This is a genomic window from Streptomyces lincolnensis (assembly GCF_021173675.1).
Classification (GTDB): Bacteria; Actinomycetota; Actinomycetes; order Streptomycetales; family Streptomycetaceae; genus Streptomyces; species Streptomyces lincolnensis_B.
The window spans coordinates 426,240-443,303 of the sequence record NZ_JAIHON010000007.1; the positions used below are offsets into that span (position 1 = coordinate 426,240).

A 17,064-nucleotide genomic window follows, 5' to 3' on the forward strand; every position below is an offset into this window, starting at 1 on the left:
TGGCGGTATCCGTGCGGGCGGGCGCGGACGCACGAACGGCACCGTCCGCCGGGCACGGTGCCGTTCATGGGCGTCTTATGGGCGTCACAGCGCTACGGGGTGGGCTACGGGACCCACTTGATGTTCGGGTTCACCTGGCCGGTCCAGTTGAAGATGGCCATGTTGTCCCAGCCGTTGCCGCTGTTGTTGATGTCGGCCGGGTCCCAGCCGTTGCCCTTCACCGCGTACCAGGTCGGCTCCCAGTAGAAGACGCCGATCGCGCCGGAGGTGCGGGCCGCGTTCTGCACGGCGGTGAAGTTGTCCGCCTGGCCCTGCCAGGAGAGCGGATAGCCCGAGCAGCCCGACGTGATCGAGTTGCCGGTGCTGTCGGCGTTGGCCGAGGTGAACGGGTAGGCCGTCTCGGCGATGACCACGTCCTTGCCGTACCGCGACTTCATGTCGGCGACGACATTGCCCATGTTGGCGATCGTGCCGTGCCACGGGCAGTAGTAGGACAGGCCGGTGATGTCCCAGTTGACGCCCTTCGACTTGATCCCGTCGTAGAACCAGCGGGCGTGTTCGTCGCTGTCCGAGTTGGCCGTGTGGATGATCACCTTGGTGCCGCTGTTGCACGCCTTGGTCGCGTTGTAACCCGACTTCAGCAGCAGGCTGAGGTTGGTGAAGTCGTTGTTCACCACCTTGCCCTCGTCCCACAGCATGCCGACGTTGATCTCGTTGCCGATCTGCACGCTGTCCGGGGTGGTGCCCTGGGCCTTGAGGCTGTTGCAGACGTCGTACGTGTAGTTGTAGACGTCGGTCTGGAGCTGGCCGATGGTGTGGCCGGACCAGGCCGCCGGCTTCTTCTGGGTGCCCGGGTCCGCCCAGGTGTCGGAGTAGTGGAAGTCGACCAGCAGTTGGAGACCCTTGGCCTTCACCTGCTTCGCGTACGCCAGCACCTTGGCCTTGTTGTTGTAGCCGCTCGCCGGGTTGTTCCACACCCGCAGGCGGACGTAGTTCACGCCCAGGCCCTTGAGGATGTCGAGCGGGTCCCTCGCGGTGCCGCCCGCGTCGTAGTACTTGGCTCCGAGGTCGAGCGCTCTCTGGGCGGTCGACACGTCGGCGCCCCGCATGCTCAGCGAGTTCGCCGCCGTGGCGTCGGTGGGCGTGGTGAGCAGGGACGCGGGCAGGGCGACGGCCGCCAAGAACAGGGCGGCCTTCACGATGCGACCTGGACCGTGCAGGGTCATCCCGAACTCCTTCGATCGAGACGAGGGCGAGTCGAAGCCAACGGCTTGACATGCGCATGGGGCTGTTTCTGTGATCGTTCACAGTAGGAGAGGTTTCAAGTGCTGTAAATACACGTGTCGTTTGTATTTTGTGCAGGTAGTCGGCTTCTTGTTCGGTCGGCTGGCATGGGTACGTACACAGAGATCGGGCCGCGGGGGGACAGCCGTAGGTACCGACCGGGGGATGGCCGGATGGGTCGCTCTCGTCCGCGCGTGGGATGGTCGCCGAAAGAAGGGGGATCGCCATGCATGTGCCAGGAAGGCGACGGCGACATCTGCTCGTCCTGACCTCGCTCGCCGTGGTTCTCGCCGCGTCCGGCGGAGCCACGGCCGCGGCGAAGCCGCAGCGGGCCGATCCGCTGCAACAGGGGGTGGACGCGATCCGCGACACCGGCGCCGTCGGCGTGTTCGCCGAGGCGTCGTCACCGGATGCGCGTGAGGTCGCGCGAGCCGGGACGGCCAAGAGGGGAACCGACAGGCCCATGCCATGGAACGGCAGGTTCCGGATCGGCAGCGCCACCAAGACCTTCACCGCCACGGTCGTGCTCCAGCTCGTCGGTGAGGGGCGCATGTCCCTGGACGACACCGTCGAGCGGTGGCTGCCGGGAGTGGTCCGGGGCAACGGCAACGACGGCGGCCGGATCACCGTGCGGCAGCTGTTGCAGCACACCAGCGGTGTTCCCGACGCCCTGCCGCGGATAGCCGCGCTGAACAGCGCGGCCGGCTACCGGGCCGAGCGGTTCCGCACCTACACCCCCGGGGAGTTGGTGGAGACGGCGCTGCGGGACGCGCCCACGATGCCCTCCCCGGGCGACGAGTGGTCGTACTCCAACACCAACTATGTCCTCGCCGCGATGATCGTCCGCGAGGTCACCGGCCGGAGCTGGGCGGACGAGGTGGAGGACCGGATCATCCGCCCGCTGGGCCTGGAGGGGACCAGTGTGCCCGGCGCCTTCCCGTTCGTCCCGGGCCCGCACGCCCGGAGCTACGCCTCGTTCCGTACCGACACCGACACCGACACCGACACCGGCATCGACGTAACGACACTGAACCCGAGTATGGGCGTCGGCTCCGGCTCGATCATCAGCACCGCGCACGACCTGAACCGCTTCTACACCGCGCTGCTCGGCGGCCGGCTGCTGGAGCCCGCGCAGCTCGACGCGATGACGACCACCGTGCCCGCCCCCCAACTGGGCGTGAACTACGGCCTCGGACTGGGCGAGCTCCCGTTGTCCTGCGGCGGAAGCTACTTCGGCCACCTGGGCGAACTGCTCGGCTATCACACCCTGGCCGGCGTCACCCGAGACGGGACCCGGACCGCCGTGGTCTACGTGACCAGTGACGGCGGCCCGGACACCCAGAAGGCCATGAACACGCTCGTGGACCGGGAACTGTGCCGTGGCGAGGAGTCGTAGCCGTCCGTCGACGGCCGGGCCGCCCGCCCCGCTCAGGCCCCCGGCTGTTCCGGTGTCGTCGGCGGCTCGGTGAGGGCCGGGGCGGGGGGCTGGAAGAGCACCGCGCGGGCCACGGGTGGGGCGAAGAGCGTGGTGACGGGGGCGGAGAGGGTCAGGACGGAGCGGAAGGCGCGGCCCACGACCGGGTCGCTGGGGTAACGCTCCTGGACACGCGCCAGGTACCAGTCGGCCGCGCGGTCCGCGCGCTTGCCGTCGACCGCCGTGCCGATCGCGCCCGGCATCTTGCGGTCCGCGCCGGCGGAGATGTCCCAGGCCTGCCGGGACGCCGCGAGGACGGCCCGCTGCACGCGCCGTGTCGTGGGCGTCTCGCGCGGATCGGCCAGCGCGTCGCGCAGGGCGACCGCGCTCATCGCGGCGACCGCCATGCCCTGCCCGTAGATCGGGTTGAAGGTGCACAGGGCGTCGCCGGTGGCGAGGAACCCGGCCGGGCGGCGGCCGGGCAGGTCGTAGCGGCGGCGGACGTTCGAGGTGCGCCGGTAGCCGAACGGCGGCGAGAGCGGTTCGGCCTCGTCCAGCCACCGGTGCAGGAGCGGATGCGGCAGCCGCTTGGCGTACGTCACGAACGCGTCGTCGCCCGTGGGCGGTTCGTCGCCGCGCAGCCCCGAGACGATGACCAGGTGGCTGCCGTCCTCCAGCGGCAGCGCGCCGCCGGCGTGGACCTGGGCCGGGCTGGGATACACGTAGTAGCCGAGGGTGTCGCCGTCGAGGACGCCCGGCTTGCCCCGGTAGATGCGCGAGGCGTACGCGAGCCCGGTGTCGATGGTCTCCTCCCGCGGGGCCTCGGCGCCGATCGCCGTGAGCCACTGCGGAGCCTTCGTACCGCTGCCGGACGCGTCCACGACCAGGTCGGCCTCAAGGACGCGCTCCTCCCCGCGGGCGTCACCGGAGCGGTCCCGCAGTCGCACCCCCCGCACCCGTGAGGCGTCACCGAGGAGCCCGACGGCATCGCAGCCCTCCTCCATGCCGATCACCGGATTGGCGAGAACGCGCCGCCGCACCAGCTCCTCCAGCTGTGCGCGGGAACCGGTGTAGATGTGCGTCGTCGCGGGCAGCCGCCGGAACCAGCGCCCGTCCTGACACTGCGCCATGTCCGACGGCATGCCCACGCGGGGTGCTCCCGCCGCCCGCAGCTCCGCCAGGAAGCCCGGCAGGAGCGACTCCAGGGCCGTCTGCCCGCCCTCCAGCAGGACATGCGGATGCCGGCCCTGCGGCACACCGGACCGCGACTTCGCGCCCTCCGGGAAACTGTCGCGCTCCACGACGGTCACCCGGTCGGCGTGCCCGGCCAGGACGTGCGCCGCCAGGAGCCCCGCGAGGCTCCCGCCCACCACGACCGCGTGCCGCCCCTCCCGACTGCCGCCCACGCCCCAACCGCCCGTTCCTCCGGCAGAGTTCACCGATGCGCTCCCCTGATCGCCACGTCGTGAGAAGGCACCAGTATCCAGCCCCGCGAGGGTGGTTGACCCTGTTCCAGCCCTTCTGCGCCCGCCGAATACACCCGTCACGCCCCCCGGGCTACGGCTCCTCGGCGGCCGCGGCGCCTCAGCCGCGCAGCGGGTTCGTACGCGTGGCCGCCACCAGGTACCACGCGGTCGCGCCGGTGTGCCGGTAGGGGTAGTAGCCGAACCCGAAACCGGTGTCGAGGGGGCTGCTCGCCGAGACGACACCGGAGCGCGCCGGGGCGGCGGAGCCGCCGAGGGTCTGGTCGGTGCCCAGCAGGTCCTGGGCCCGCTCGGCGGAGGCGAGCAGGCGCCGGGCGCGTGACTCGTCGCCGGGCGCGCGCCGCTCGCGCAGGGCGAGGGCCAGATGGGCGGTGCCTTCGAACCACACGCCGTTGCGGTCGGGCTTGGGCTGGCTGTCGGCGATCGGGGCGCTCTCATCGGCCAGCAGACTGGCGGAGCTGAAGGTGACACCCTCGTACGACTGCCCGGCCGGGACCGTGCTGTTGGGCCGGTCGGCCGTGTCCAGGACGGCCAGTTCCTTCGCGGCCCAGTCCACGGACCGGGCGTGGGCGGCGGAGGAGAGGGCGAGGTGGGTCCAGGTCTGGGTGTCCTCGGGGATCGGCGACCTGTTGATCGTCACCCCGTCGTTGGTGCCGGTGTAGAAGAAGCCCCCGGTCGGCTCCCACATCCTCAGCACGAAGGCCTCGGCACGCGCGCGCCGCTCCCGCCACACCCGGTCGCCGGTGAGCCGGGCCAGCTTGCCGAACAGGGCGATCAGATCGGTGTTGTGCTCGGTGGAGGTGAAGGGCAGTTTCTCGTCGGCCCCGTTCACGCCGAACTTGTAGCCGCCGAGCGGTTCGTCGGTACGGCCCACCCGCTCGATCCACTCACCGATCCGTACCGCGCCGGCCAGGAACCGCTTCTCGCCGGTCCGCCCCGCGAGGGTGCTCAGCGCGATACCGGCCCAGGCCATGTCGCCCACCGCCGTACCGGTGAAGCCGAACTGGGTGCCGACGTTGGCCGTACCGTCCGCCCGCACGAAGCCGTCCGGCTGCCGGGAGCCGTCGTAGAAGGTGTACGGACCGACGTTGTACGCCTGCCGCAGCCTGCCGTCGTCGTACACCGGGTCGTGGGCCTGGGCGTACAGCAGCGCGTCGCCGAGCGCCGAGGCTCGGGACCGGCCGTCGCGGGTGCCGGTGGCGAGGCAGGCCAGGACCGTGAGGGCGTTGTCGTAGGTGAACGCCGTACTGAACAGGCCGGCCTGGTCGGTATAGCTCTGGGCCAGGCGGACCGTGCCGTGGTCCGGGTAGGCGTCCATGGCGGCGGCGAGGAAGGCGTGCGCCCGGCGCTGCGGGGAGGCGGTGACGGGCGCACGCCCCACGGCCCCGGCCGGACCGGAACCCGCCGCGGTGACGACCGCGGCGCCGACCCCGAGCCCGGTCCCGAGGAGCGCTCGGCGGCTGAACACCGGGCCTTGTCTGCCGGTCATGGGACTCCCTGGACGTCGCGGGTCGGCACGGTGCGGGCCGCGGAGATCCGCCGTTGTGAGAGCGCTCTCAAGGCCGCGCGCTCATTCTGCTGCGGTGAGTTGTCCTGGTCAACGCCTGTCACACGCACATCAATTGGACGCGTTCCCGCCCTCGGCGCCGTTGGCGCACCGGACGGCGTGGGCGGAGATCACCGTCCGCCGTCCGCGCGGTCCACGCGCGGGTCGACATGGATCTTCGGACCCGGCCCGGCCCGGTCCGGTCGTTTGCCGGCCAGGACGTCGCCGACCTCGTCCAGGCCGACCGTCGTGGCGACGAGCGGGCGGGGGTCGACGAGGCCGTCGGCGTAGGCGCGGATGGTGGCGGCCAGGCCGGGGGAGCCGGAGAGGATGCCGACCGCCGTCACGTCCTTGAGGACGAGCGTCCGGGTGTCGAACCTGCTGGGCTCGCCGGCCAGTCCGATGTAGACCAGGCGGCCCGCCGGTTCGACCGACTCCAGTGCCAGGGCGGGCAGATGGGCGGCGTTCGAGGCGTCGACCACCGCGTCGAACGGCAGGTCCGGGACGGCATCCTCGGTCCACGTGTGCTCGAAGCCCAGCTCGCGGGCGAAGGCGAGCGAGGCGTCGGTGATCCCCATCAGGTGCACCTCCGCTCCGGCCGCACGGAGGAACATCGCCACCAGGAGGCCGATCGTCCCCGGGCCGAGGACCAGAGTCCGGTCGCCGGGGCGCGGCGCCGCGGCCCGTGCGGCGCGCATGGCGTTGGCGCCCGGCTCGACCAGCGCGCCGAGGGCGGCGTCGACGGAATCGGGCAGCGCGTGCAGCGAGGACACCGGTACGGCGAGCCGTTCGGCCAGGGCCCCGTCCCGGCCGCCGCGGATGCCGACCTCCTGCCGGCGCTCGCAGACGTGCTGATGGCCGCGCCGGCAGCGGCGGCAGGTGCCGCAGCCGAGCATGGTGTCCCCCATGACCCGTCGGCCGATCCAGTCGGCGTCGACACCGTCGCCGACCGCCGTCACCCGCCCGGACCACTCGTGGCCCAGCCGCATCGGGTAGGAGGAGTGCCCCTCGTGGAGGTAGGCCATCGCACCCGTGAAGAACTCCACGTCGGTTCCGCACAGCCCGACCCGCTCGACGGCGACGACGACCTCACCGGGGACCGCCACCGGTTCGGGGGCCTCGCGCACCGCGAACTCGCCGGGGGCCGTCAGCTCGAAGGCGCGCATGACAGACACGGGTTCAGCTCTCCAGTGCTCGACGGATCGGGGGGTGCCCGCTGGTGGGGAGGTCCTCGTCGGGGTCTGTCGGGCCGCCGTACCGCTGCGTATCCTTCACGACGATCCCGACTGTAGATCGTCGTACCGATTACCGGAAGGGGCTCCATGGTGAGGCTCCGCAGTGCCCAGTGGTACGCGGGTGAGGACCGCAACGCCTACATTCACCGGGCGTGGATGCGGCGGGGGGCGCCGGGCGACGCCTTCACCGGGCGCCCGCAGATCGCCATCGCCAACACCGCCTCGGACCTGACGCCCTGCAACGCGCATCTGGACGAGGTGGCGTCCTCCGTCCGCGACGGTGTCCACGAGGCGGGCGGCATCCCGCTGGACCTGCCCGTGGTGTCGCTGGGCGAGACGAACGTGCGGCCCACGGCGATGCTGTGGCGCAACATGGCGGCGATGGCCACCGAGGAGATGCTGCGGGCCAACCCCATCGACGGCGTGGTGCTGTTGGGCGGCTGCGACAAGACGATCCCGTCGCTGCTCATGGCCGCCGCCTCGGTCGATCTGCCGGCCGTCGTGGTGCCCGGCGGCCCGATGCTGACCGGCACGTTCCGCGGCCGGCCGCTGGGCTGCGGCACCGACGTGTGGCGGCTGTCGGAGGAGGTGCGGGCCGGGACGCTCTCGCAGGAGCAGTTCACCCGCTCCGAGTCGGCGATGATCCGCAGCCGCGGACACTGCAACACCATGGGCACCGCCTCGACGATGGCCCTGGTGGCCGAGGCCCTCGGCACGGTCGTCCCCGGGGTGGCCGGCACCCCGGCCCCCGACAGCCGGCTGCTGGAGGCCGCGCACCACACCGGACGGCTCGCGGTGGACATGGTCGCCGTGGACCGGCGGCCGGGCACCTTCCTGACCAGGGCCTCCTTCCACAACGCGATCGTGGCGCTGGCGGCCGTCGGCGGCTCGACCAACGCGGTCGTCCATCTCCTGGCCATCGCGGGCCGGTTGGGCATCGACCTGACGCTGGACGACTTCGACCGCATCGGCTCGCGGGTGCCGGTCCTGGTGGACCTCCAGCCGGCCGGCCGCTTCCTCATGGAGGACTTCCACCGGGCCGGCGGACTGCTCGCGGTCCTGCGCGAGGTCCGCGACCTGCTCGACCCCGAGGCCCTGACCGTCGACGGCACCCCGCTGGTCGACCATCTCGACGACGCCCCGATCTGGGACGGCGAGGTCATCCGCACCCGCGCCGAGCCGCTGGTCGCCGAGGGCGGCATCGCCGTACTCCGTGGCAACCTCGCACCCGACGGCGCGGTCATCAAACCCGCCGCGGCCTCCCCGCACCTGCTGCGGCACCGCGGACGGGCCGTCGTCTTCGACTCCATCGAGGACTTCCACGCCCGCATCGACGACCCGGACCTCGACGTGGACGCCGACTCGGTGCTGGTCCTGCGCGGCTGCGGCCCCAAGGGCTATCCCGGCATGCCGGAGGTGTCCAACATGCCCCTGCCGCGCAAGCTCCTCGCCGAGGGCGTCCGCGACATGGTCCGGGTGTGCGACGGCCGGATGAGCGGCACCGCGTACGGCACGGTCGTCCTGCACGTGGCCCCGGAGGCCGCGGCCGGCGGCCCGCTGGCGCTGGTGCGGACCGGGGACGTCATCACCCTCGACGTCCCGGGCCGCCGTATCGATGTCGACGTCTCCGACGACGAACTCGCCCGCAGGGTCCCCAACAAGGAGACCGTCGCCGGCTTCGCGCAGCCGCGGCGCGGCTGGGAACGGCTCTACGTCGACCATGTCCTCCAGGCCGACACCGGCGCCGACCTCGACTTCCTGGTCGGCTCCAGCGGGTCGGAGGTCAGCCGCGAGTCGCACTGACCGCCGGGTCCGGAGAACTGTCACCGGCCGCGTCCTGAGACCGCCACCGGCCGGACCCGACACCGGGCCCGGCCGCCGTGACGTCAGGCCGCCGGGCCAGGGAACGTCGGGTACTCCACCCCGGAGACGTGCTGGACGACCCGGATGACCTGGCAGGAGTAGCCGAACTCGTTGTCGTACCAGAGGTAGAGGATGGCGTTGTCGCCGTCGACCTTGGTGGCACCGGCGTCGACGATCGAGGCGTGGCGGGAGCCGATGAAGTCGCTGGAGACGGCGTCGGGGGCGGTGGTGAAGTCGATCTGACGCTTCAGCGGCGAGGTCAGGGACACCTCGCGCAGGTGGTCCAGGACCTCCGCGCGGGTGGTCTCGCGGCCGAGCCGGAGGCTGAGGATCGCGATCGACACGTCCGGCACCGGCACCCGGATCGAGCTGCCGGTGATCGGCGCCTTGAGGTCGGGCAGCGCCTTGGCGACGGCGGAGGCGGCGCCGGTCTCGGTGATGACCATGTTGAGCGGCGCGGAGCGGCCCCGGCGGTCGGCCTTGTGGTAGTTGTCCAGCAGGTTCTGGTCGTTGGTGAACGAGTGGACGGTCTCCACGTGGCCGCGCAGCACGCCGTACTCGTCGGCCATCGCCTTCAGCGGCGGCACGATCGCGTTGGTGGTGCAGGACGCGCAGGACAGGATCCGCTCGTCCGGCTTGATCGTGTCGTGGTTGACGCCGTGCACGATGTTGGGGACGTCGCCCTTGCCCGGCGCGGTCAGCACGACCTTGTCGATGCCGGGCCGCAGATGCTCGGACAGACCCTCGCGGTCGCGCCACTTGCCGGTGTTGTCGATGAGGATGGCGTTGTCGATGCCGTACGCGGTGTAGTCGACCTCGGACGGGTCGTTCGCGTAGATCACCTTGATCGCGTTGCCGTTGGCGATGATCGTGCTGTCCGTCTCGTCGACGGTGATCGTGCCCTGAAACTGGCCGTGGATGGAGTCGCGGCGCAGCAGCGAGGCGCGCTTGACGAGGTCCCCGTCGGCTCCCGCACCGCCCCCGCGGACGACGATGGCGCGCAGGCGAAGGCCGTTGCCGGAACCGGTCTTCTCGATGAGCAGCCGGGCCACCAGGCGGCCGATGCGGCCGAAACCGTAGAGGACGACGTCACGCGGCTCACGGCGCTCGATCTTGTCGGCGCCGGTGGCGCCGGCGACCGCCTCGGCGGTGAACTCCGCCACCGACAGACCGCGGTCGTCGGCCTGGTAGGTCGCGGCGAGCATGCCGAGGTCGATCTGGGACGGGCCGAGGTCGAGCGCGGTGAGCGCCCGCAGGAACGGCAGGGTCTCGGTGACCGAGAGCTCCTCGCCGGCTATCTGACGGGCGAAGCGGTGGGTCTTGAGGATGCTCACCACCGACTTGTTCACCAGGGAGCGGCTGTGCAGCAGGACGGTGACGTCCCGCTCGCGGTGCAGCCTCCCGATGAGGGGGATCATCGACTCCGCGATCTCCTCGCGGGTCTTCCAGTCGGTGAACGAGTCGTCGTTGACAGTCACAGTCTCTATCTTTCGAGCTAGGCGGCGCTCATATGTTAAACACATGGTCGTGGGGGTCGGTCCCCGGGGGTCGGTGAGGAAGCGGGTGGGCCGGAGCCCCGGCTACTCTTCGTCGATGGCTGACGTCCCGGGACCCACCGACGGAAGATCCGCGAACCGGCAGCTCCAGGTGGAGCGGCACGGCCTCGACGTGATCGGCGACACCGAGCGCAAGGGCACCCCGCGCACGCTGTTCTGGCCCTGGTTCGGGGCCAACGTGTCGATTCTCGGGCTGAGTTACGGCGCCTTCGCGCTCGGCTTCGGGATCTCCTTCCGGCAGGCGCTGATCGCCGGAGTGATCGGCATCGTCTTCTCGTTCCTGCTGTGCGGCTTCGTCGGAGTGGCCGGCAAGCGCGGCTCCGCGCCGACCATGGTGCTCAGCCGCGCCGCCTACGGAGTACGCGGCAACCGCCTGCCCTCGGTGATCTCCTGGGTGCTCACGGTCGGCTGGGAGACCGTGCTGTGCTCCCTGGCGACCATGGCCACCGCGACCGTGTTCGGACGGCTCGGCTGGGGCGGCGGCACCGAGACCGAGGTCGTCGCCCTGATCGTGGTCGCCACGCTCACCGTCGTCGGCGGAGTCATGGGCTACGACGTGATCATGCGGCTCCAGACCCTGATCACCGTCGTCACGGGCGTGCTGACCCTCGTCTACATCGCGCTCGTCGTCGACCACATCCACTGGAGCACCGTCAGCGCCCTCCCGGCGGGCTCCGCGCAGGAGTTCATCGGCGCGCTGGTGTTCATGATGACCGGCTTCGGGCTCGGCTGGGTCAACGCCGCCGCCGACTACTCCCGCTATCTGCCGCGCACCTCCTCGGGCCGGGGCGTGATCGGCTGGACCACCTTCGGCGCCTCGGTGGCCCCCCTGCTCCTGCTGGTCTTCGGCCTGCTGCTCGCCGGTTCCTCCACCGACCTCAACACGGCGGTCGCCGCCGACCCGATCGGCGCCCTGACCACGCTCCTGCCCACCTGGTTCCTGGTCCCCTTCGCCGTGGTCGCGGTCCTCGGCCTGGTCGGCGGCGCGGTCCTGGACATCTACTCCTCGGGCCTGGCCCTGCTCTCCGCCGGTCTGCGCGTGCCCCGCTACCTGGCCGCCCTGCTCGACGGCGTCCTGATGATCGCGGGCTCGATCTACATCGTGTTCGTCGCCGACGACTTCCTCGGCCAGTTCATGGGCTTCCTCACCACCCTCGGCGTCCCCATCGCCGCCTGGTGCGGCATCATGCTCGCCGACCTCGCGCTGCGCCGCCGCGACTACGACGAGGGCGACCTCTACCGTCCCCGGGGCCGCTACGGCGACGTACCGCTCACCCCGCTGCTGCTCACCCTCGGCGCCACCGCTCTCGGCTGGGGCCTGGTCACCAACGCGGCCGCGAGCTGGCTGGAGTGGCAGGGCTACCTCCTTGAGCCCCTGGGCCTCGGCGGCAAGTCCGGCTCCTGGGCCTACGCCAACCTCGGCGTCCTGGCCGCCCTCGCCCTCGGTTTCCTCGGCACCCTGGCCCTCGGCCGCGGCCGGATCCGCGCCCAGGAGGCCCAGGCGCCGAGCCCGACGGCGGACGAGGGGGCGGTCGCATGAGCGCCGGACTGCTCGCCGTCATCGACATGCAGCGCGTCTTCGCCGACCCCGGCAGCCCCTGGGCCACCCCGCGTTTCACCGAGGCGGCCCAGGGCGTACGACGACTGCTGCCGGCCTTCGGCGACCGCGTCACGTTCACCCGCTTCCTGGCCCCGGACCAGCCGGCCGGCGCCTGGCGGGCCTACTACGCGCAGTGGCCCTTCGCGCTCCAGCCGCCGCAGGCCGAACTGTGGCGGCTCACCGACGAGTTCGCCGCCCGGGACGGCCATGTGCTGGACGCGCCGACCTTCGGCAAGTGGGGCCCGGAATTCGCCGCCCGTGTCGGCCCGGAGGGCCGTCTCGTCCTGGCCGGGGTGAGCACCGACTGCTGCGTGCTGTCCACCGCCCTGGCCGCGGCCGACGCGGGAGTGGAGGTCCTGGTGGCCGCCGACGCGTGCGCGGGCGCGGACGACGCCTCGCACGCCAAGGCGCTGGCGGTGATGGACCTGTACCGGCCGCTGATCCGGGTGGTGACGGTCGAGACCCTGACGCGAGCCTGAATCCGGCGGCCAGGCCCTCTCCATATACCCCGGCCGTCAGGCCCTGCCCGGGTCCCGGAGCCTCCCGGTCGCCAGGCCCTCCCCGCGTCCCGGTCGCCGGGCCCTCCCCGTGTCCCGGCCGTCAGTCCCGCCCCGTACCCCGGTAAAGATCCAGCTCCCCGTCGAGCTCCACCGCCAGGACGGTGGCGTACTCGTCGACGTCCTTCGGACCGGGAGCGTCGATCCAGGTCACGCCGGGCACGTCGTGCAGTCCGCCGGAGACCCGGTGCCCGACCTCGGTCCCCGTGCCCAGGACGGTGACCCGGCGGATCCGGTTGCGCAGGCCGCGGACGGACAACGTCTCGCGCGGCGGATCGAAGCACATCAGGTACAGCGTGCGGCGGTCGGCCGCGAGGGTGCTCGGGCCGTAGTGGTGCCCCGCCGGCAGCCCGGCGACCGTGCCGTACACGGCCTCGGCGTGCTGGGCGATCCACTCGCCCAGCCCCTCCAGGCGTTCCGCCTGCGCCTCGGGAATCGTGCCGTCCTCCCGGGGGCCGACGTCCAGCAGCAGGTTGCCGCCCATGCCGATCGTCTCGGTGAAGTAACGCACCAGCTGGCGCACCGACTTGTGGTTGTGGTCGTCGTGCTGGAAACCCCACGAGTCGTTGACCGTCAGGCACAACTCCCAGGGCCCGTCGGGAGCTTGCAGCGGCACACCCTGCTCGGGGGTGGCGTAGTCGCCGTGGCTGAGCATGCGGGCGTTGAGCACCGTGTCGGGGTTGCCGGACAGGATCAACTCCGCCAGCCTCCCCATCCGCCACTGCTCCTCCGTGCGCTCCCACTCCCCGTCGAACCACAGCAGGTCCGGCCGGAACCGCTCCACCAGCTCGCGCACCTGGCCGTCGCGGTAGTCGAGGTAACGGGCCCAGGCCTCGGGGTCCTCGGTGCCGGGGGCGGCGGCGGAGTAGGGGTTGTCGTCGTCGAGCGACGGGTGGCGGGTGCTGGCGTAGTCCGGGTGGTTCCAGTCGGAGTGCGAGTAGTACAGACCCACCTTCAGGCCCCGCTCGCGCAGCGCGTCGGTGTAGCCGGCGATCAGGTCGCGGCCCGCCGGGGTGCGCCGGACGACGTCCAGGTCGCCGTGGGCGGTGTCCCACAGGGCCACGCCGTCGTGGTGGCGGGCCGTGAGCACCGCGTACCGGGCGCCCGCCCGGGCGAACAGACCGGCCCAGGCGCGCGGGTCGTACCGGGAGGCGGTGAAACCGTCCAGCTGGCGCATGTACCGGTCGTGGGGGACCTGGCCGAGGTAGAAGGACCAGGACTCCGGGACGCCGTCGACCGCGTAGACGCCGTAGTGGACGAAGACGCCCAGCTTGGCGTCGCGGAACCAGGGTTGCATCGGCATGGCACCACGCTAGGCGGGAACCGGCCGGCGGCGCGTGGGCGGTGATCACCACTGGTGGTCCGTTTTCACCACGGCCGTCACCACCGCGGGCCGGGCTCCGCACTTGGCGATATCCGGTCGGTACCGGGAACCGCTTGCCGTGTTCAATCACTCGTATCGCGTCACGAACGGACGGCCCCCCACACCAGGAGGCAGCGTGCTCGCCGCTCCCGAACCCGGACCGACCGCGAACGACCTCGTCGAACGGGCCGTGGCCCTCAGGCCCGCCCTCCTGGAACGCCAGGCGGAGACCGAACGGCTCACGCACTACCCCGAGGACACCCACGAGGACTTCCTGAAGGCCGGCTTCTACCGCATGCTCCAGCCGCGCCGGTACGGCGGCCACGAGGTGGACCTGCCCGTCTTCTACCGCGTGGTCGTGGAGATCGCGCGCGGCTGCCCGTCCACCGGCTGGGCCCTGTCGCTGACCGCCGCCCACGTCCTCCAGGTCGCCTCCGTCTTCGAGGAGAAGGCCCAGGACGAGATCTTCGGTGCCGACGGCGACTTCCGGGCCGCCTCCACGGCCGCACCCGTCGGCATCGCGCGGCCCGACGGCGACGGCCATGTGGTCCTCGACGGCACCTGGCCGTACTCCTCCGGCGCCCCCTACTCGACGCACTACGTCGGCCAGAGCCTCGGCGCCCCGGAAAAGCCCGGCGACCCGCCGGGGCCGCCGGTGCTGTTCGTCGCCCCGCGGTCGGTGTGGACGGTGCTCGACGACTGGCACGGCGTCCTGGGTCTGCGCGGCAGCGGCTCCAACAGCATCCGCATGGACAACGCCCGCATACCGGCCCACCTCGCCCTTGAGGCGAGTCTGCTCGACCTGCCGGTGCAGGGCGGCAGCGTCGGCTCGCGGTTGCACGGCAACCCGCTGTACGCGGGGCGCGCGCCGAGCTTCTTCCACGGCGAGCTGGCCGCCATCATCATCGGCACCGCGTACGCCGCCGCCGACGAGTACGCCCGGGTGATCGCCGCCCGCCCCCTGCTCATGGAACCCGACCGCACCCGCGCCGACCTGCACGACTACCAGCGGCACCTCGGCGAGGCACTGGGCCTGATCGACACCGCCGAGGCGGCGCTGCGGCAGACCGCCGAGGACTGGATGGAGACCTGCCGCCGCAACGTCAGCGGTGCGGCGCCCTTCACCCTCGTGGAGGACAACCGGCTCGCGCTGATGTTCCTCAACGCCGGACGCATGGCCTGGGACGTCCTCCAGGGCAGCCTGTTCCGCACGGCGGGCTCCCGGTACGCGCGCGACGGCGAGCGCATGCAGCGCTACTTCCGGGACGCGGCGACCTACTGGAGCCACGTCGGCGCGAGCATGGCGGAGCCGCTGTACCGCAGGGTCGGCCGCGACCGTCTGGGCCTGCCGTCGCAGGACATCCCTCTCATCCCCTGAAAGACCCGAGGCGTTCGCATTCGCACGCATGCTCCGCCCGCCTCCGGGTACGCGAGCAGGACCGCGCCCTGGGCGATCTTGCCCCGGGCGGGCCGCACGACCGCCGCTACCAGGGGACATCAGCCATGGACACACCCGCGCACGACAACACCGTCACACCGGCCCGGCGGGCGCTGGACGCGCTGGCCCAGAACACCGAGGACACCGCGGCACTGGAGACCCTCGCCGGCAGCGAGGTACTCGTCCCGGTGCCCGACGACGCCGGCCAGGAGACGGGCGCCGACCCCACCACGGTGGCGTTGCCCGTGCTGGAGCAGTCGGACGGCGCCGCCGTGGTGCCGGTCTTCACCTCCGAACCGGAGATGGCCGACCTGCTTCCGTACGTCTCCCGCTACCGGCTGGTCCCGCTGGGCGCGCTCGCCGCCCAGTGGCCGACCGACGACCTGTCGCTGACCATCGACGCCAGTTCGGCGCACCCGCTGACGCTCACGTCCGAGGGGGTGCGCACCCTGCTGGCCAGGCCGCAGGGCTGAACGGACCGGGCCCGGCCTGCCGCCGGAGCGGGAGGGGAGCGGCCGGGCCCGCTGAGGGGCACGGAAACTCTCCCGCTTCCGCACCCGGGTTCTCGCGGGCAGGTGACGAGTGGCGCCGACTCCGCTCGGCCCCGGCAGCCGCGATCGCCGTGCCCAGACCATAGGGCCGTCACACGCGTTTCGTCGCTCCGCATTGCGCGGCGCATGTCCGCAAAACGCGGGGGATTGGCGCCGAGCGCTCTCACCCGTTGCGCAGCGTGCGCGACGGCGGCTCGCCGAACCGCTCCCGGTAGCGCCGAGCGAAGCGGCCGAGGTGCACGAACCCCCACTCGTGCGCCACGGCGGCGACGGTCGTCGACCCCGGAGCCGCCGTGCGCAGCTGGGCCCGCACCCGCTGCAGGCGTACCTCGCAGACGTACGCCATCGGGGTCATGCCCACGTGCGTGCGGAACGCCTGTTGCAGGGTGCGCAGACTCACCTGGGCGATGGCCGCCAGCCGGGCGGCGTCGTACGGCTCGGTCGGCAGTTCCTGTACGGCGTCCATGACCCGTTTCACCGCGGCCGGGCGCATCCGCGGCGCGGGGGCCTCCAGCTCGCCCCGGTAGGAGTGCCGCGCGGCGAGCCACACCCCCTCCAGCAGGGTCTGCTCGATCCGCCCGCGCACGATCGGGCGGTGCAGCAGCCCGCCCGCGAGTTCGTGCTCCCGCAGGCACCACAGGGCCAGCTGGGCCCAGCTGTGACCCGCGCCCTCGAAGACGTCCACGTAGGGCTCGAAGGACGGCTGCCGACGCGGCGGCCTGCCCAGCAGCAGCTCCAGCTGGTGCAGCAGCGCCGCCTTGTCGATCTTCACGGTCAGGGTGTGGCAGTCGGCCGACCACGCGTCGATGCGGATGTCCTGCCCGGGGTCGAAGAGCACGGCGTGCCGTGCCGTGGCGATCGAGGGCCGCGCCGCCCCTTCCTGAATGCTGAAACAGCCTTCCAGCGGTATGGCCAGGTGGTAGACGCCCGGCTCGCCGAATCGCATCCGCATCTCGGTGCCGAAGCTGATGTCGCCCACGGTGAGCGCGCCGAGTTCGACCACCCCCAGCCCGGTGACGAAGTCCCCGGGGCGGCCGGTCACCTCCAGCCGCAGGTCGTAGTAGTGCGCCGCGATGGCATCGCGGGCTTCGTCCACCGAGCGTGTCGTGTAACTGCTGAACTCGGTGGGCCGGTCCGGGTTGTCGGCCACAGTGGTGTCAGCTCCCCTCCCGC

13 protein-coding genes are annotated in these 17,064 nt (G+C 71.9%); 6 read left to right on the forward strand and 7 right to left on the reverse strand.

Annotation, left to right across the window (positions count from 1 at the left end; genetic code table 11):
- Positions 1-104: 104 nt before the first annotated feature.
- Entirely contained in the window at positions 105-1,226 is a 1,122-nt protein-coding gene (locus K4B79_RS22860; protein WP_232028730.1) for a glycoside hydrolase family 53 protein, read from the reverse strand.
- Between the two features lie 284 nt (positions 1,227-1,510).
- Between K4B79_RS22860 and K4B79_RS22865 the strand changes: the two genes are divergently transcribed.
- Positions 1,511-2,680, forward strand: coding sequence for a serine hydrolase domain-containing protein (locus K4B79_RS22865; protein ID WP_232028731.1), 1,170 nt, complete (start codon positions 1,511-1,513; stop codon positions 2,678-2,680).
- 32 nt (positions 2,681-2,712) lie between these two features.
- Here K4B79_RS22865 and K4B79_RS22870 read toward each other — a convergent pair whose 3' ends face one another.
- From K4B79_RS22870 to K4B79_RS22880, 3 genes are all read right to left on the reverse strand, one after another.
- Positions 2,713-4,068, reverse strand: a complete 1,356-nt coding sequence (locus K4B79_RS22870) for an FAD-dependent oxidoreductase (protein WP_232028900.1) — start codon at positions 4,066-4,068, stop codon at positions 2,713-2,715.
- 214 nt (positions 4,069-4,282) lie between these two features.
- Positions 4,283-5,671, reverse strand: a complete 1,389-nt coding sequence (locus tag K4B79_RS22875) for a Tat pathway signal sequence domain protein (protein WP_232028732.1) — start codon at positions 5,669-5,671, stop codon at positions 4,283-4,285.
- 188 nt (positions 5,672-5,859) lie between these two features.
- Positions 5,860-6,894, reverse strand: a complete 1,035-nt coding sequence (locus K4B79_RS22880) for a zinc-dependent alcohol dehydrogenase (RefSeq protein WP_232028901.1) — start codon at positions 6,892-6,894, stop codon at positions 5,860-5,862.
- Between the two features lie 156 nt (positions 6,895-7,050).
- Here K4B79_RS22880 and K4B79_RS22885 point away from each other — a divergent pair, with 156 nt between their 5' ends.
- Positions 7,051-8,766 carry an IlvD/Edd family dehydratase gene (locus tag K4B79_RS22885; protein ID WP_232028733.1) on the forward strand — a complete coding sequence of 572 codons (1,716 nt, stop codon included), beginning with the start codon at positions 7,051-7,053 and terminating at the stop codon, positions 8,764-8,766.
- Between the two features lie 83 nt (positions 8,767-8,849).
- Here the strand turns inward: K4B79_RS22885 and K4B79_RS22890 are convergent, their stop codons facing one another.
- Positions 8,850-10,304 (reverse strand): glyceraldehyde-3-phosphate dehydrogenase, encoded by a 1,455-nt coding sequence (locus K4B79_RS22890; protein ID WP_232028734.1) that lies wholly within the window; start codon positions 10,302-10,304, stop codon positions 8,850-8,852.
- A 115-nt stretch (positions 10,305-10,419) separates the two neighbouring features.
- Here K4B79_RS22890 and K4B79_RS22895 point away from each other — a divergent pair, with 115 nt between their 5' ends.
- On the forward strand, positions 10,420-11,922 hold the full coding sequence (locus K4B79_RS22895) for a purine-cytosine permease family protein (protein WP_232028735.1): 1,503 nt from the start codon (positions 10,420-10,422) through the stop codon (positions 11,920-11,922).
- Positions 11,919-12,461 carry a cysteine hydrolase family protein gene (locus K4B79_RS22900; RefSeq protein ID WP_232028736.1) on the forward strand — a complete coding sequence of 181 codons (543 nt, stop codon included), beginning with the start codon at positions 11,919-11,921 and terminating at the stop codon, positions 12,459-12,461. Before K4B79_RS22895 ends, K4B79_RS22900 begins: the two co-directional genes overlap by 4 nt.
- A gap of 121 nt (positions 12,462-12,582) precedes the next feature.
- On the opposite strand, the gene K4B79_RS22905 is transcribed toward K4B79_RS22900, so the two are convergent.
- Positions 12,583-13,842, reverse strand: a complete 1,260-nt coding sequence (locus K4B79_RS22905) for an alpha-L-fucosidase (RefSeq protein ID WP_232028737.1) — start codon at positions 13,840-13,842, stop codon at positions 12,583-12,585.
- 196 nt (positions 13,843-14,038) lie between these two features.
- Here K4B79_RS22905 and K4B79_RS48325 point away from each other — a divergent pair, with 196 nt between their 5' ends.
- On the forward strand, positions 14,039-15,280 hold the full coding sequence (locus K4B79_RS48325) for an acyl-CoA dehydrogenase family protein (RefSeq protein ID WP_232028738.1): 1,242 nt from the start codon (positions 14,039-14,041) through the stop codon (positions 15,278-15,280).
- 125 nt (positions 15,281-15,405) lie between these two features.
- Complete coding sequence (locus K4B79_RS22915) at positions 15,406-15,813, forward strand: SseB family protein (RefSeq protein ID WP_232028739.1); 408 nt, start codon at positions 15,406-15,408, stop codon at positions 15,811-15,813.
- A gap of 241 nt (positions 15,814-16,054) precedes the next feature.
- Here the strand turns inward: K4B79_RS22915 and K4B79_RS48330 are convergent, their stop codons facing one another.
- Positions 16,055-17,041, reverse strand: coding sequence for an AraC family transcriptional regulator (locus tag K4B79_RS48330; protein WP_232028740.1), 987 nt, complete (start codon positions 17,039-17,041; stop codon positions 16,055-16,057).
- Positions 17,042-17,064 lie beyond the last annotated feature (23 nt).

Bases quoted from the DNA above. Each gene is read 5' to 3' on its own strand.
- K4B79_RS22885 (WP_232028733.1), top strand. From the start codon at position 7,051: ATGGTGAGGCTCCGCAGTGCCCAGTGGTACGCGGGTGAGGACCGCAAC.
- K4B79_RS22880 (WP_232028901.1), bottom strand. From the start codon at position 6,894: ATGCGCGCCTTCGAGCTGACGGCCCCCGGCGAGTTCGCGGTGCGCGAG.
- K4B79_RS22865 (WP_232028731.1), top strand. From the start codon at position 1,511: ATGCATGTGCCAGGAAGGCGACGGCGACATCTGCTCGTCCTGACCTCG.
- K4B79_RS22860 (WP_232028730.1), bottom strand. From the start codon at position 1,226: ATGACCCTGCACGGTCCAGGTCGCATCGTGAAGGCCGCCCTGTTCTTG.
- K4B79_RS22875 (WP_232028732.1), bottom strand. From the start codon at position 5,671: ATGACCGGCAGACAAGGCCCGGTGTTCAGCCGCCGAGCGCTCCTCGGG.
- K4B79_RS22905 (WP_232028737.1), bottom strand. From the start codon at position 13,842: ATGCCGATGCAACCCTGGTTCCGCGACGCCAAGCTGGGCGTCTTCGTC.
- K4B79_RS22895 (WP_232028735.1), top strand. From the start codon at position 10,420: ATGGCTGACGTCCCGGGACCCACCGACGGAAGATCCGCGAACCGGCAG.
- K4B79_RS22915 (WP_232028739.1), top strand. From the start codon at position 15,406: ATGGACACACCCGCGCACGACAACACCGTCACACCGGCCCGGCGGGCG.
- K4B79_RS22900 (WP_232028736.1), top strand. From the start codon at position 11,919: ATGAGCGCCGGACTGCTCGCCGTCATCGACATGCAGCGCGTCTTCGCC.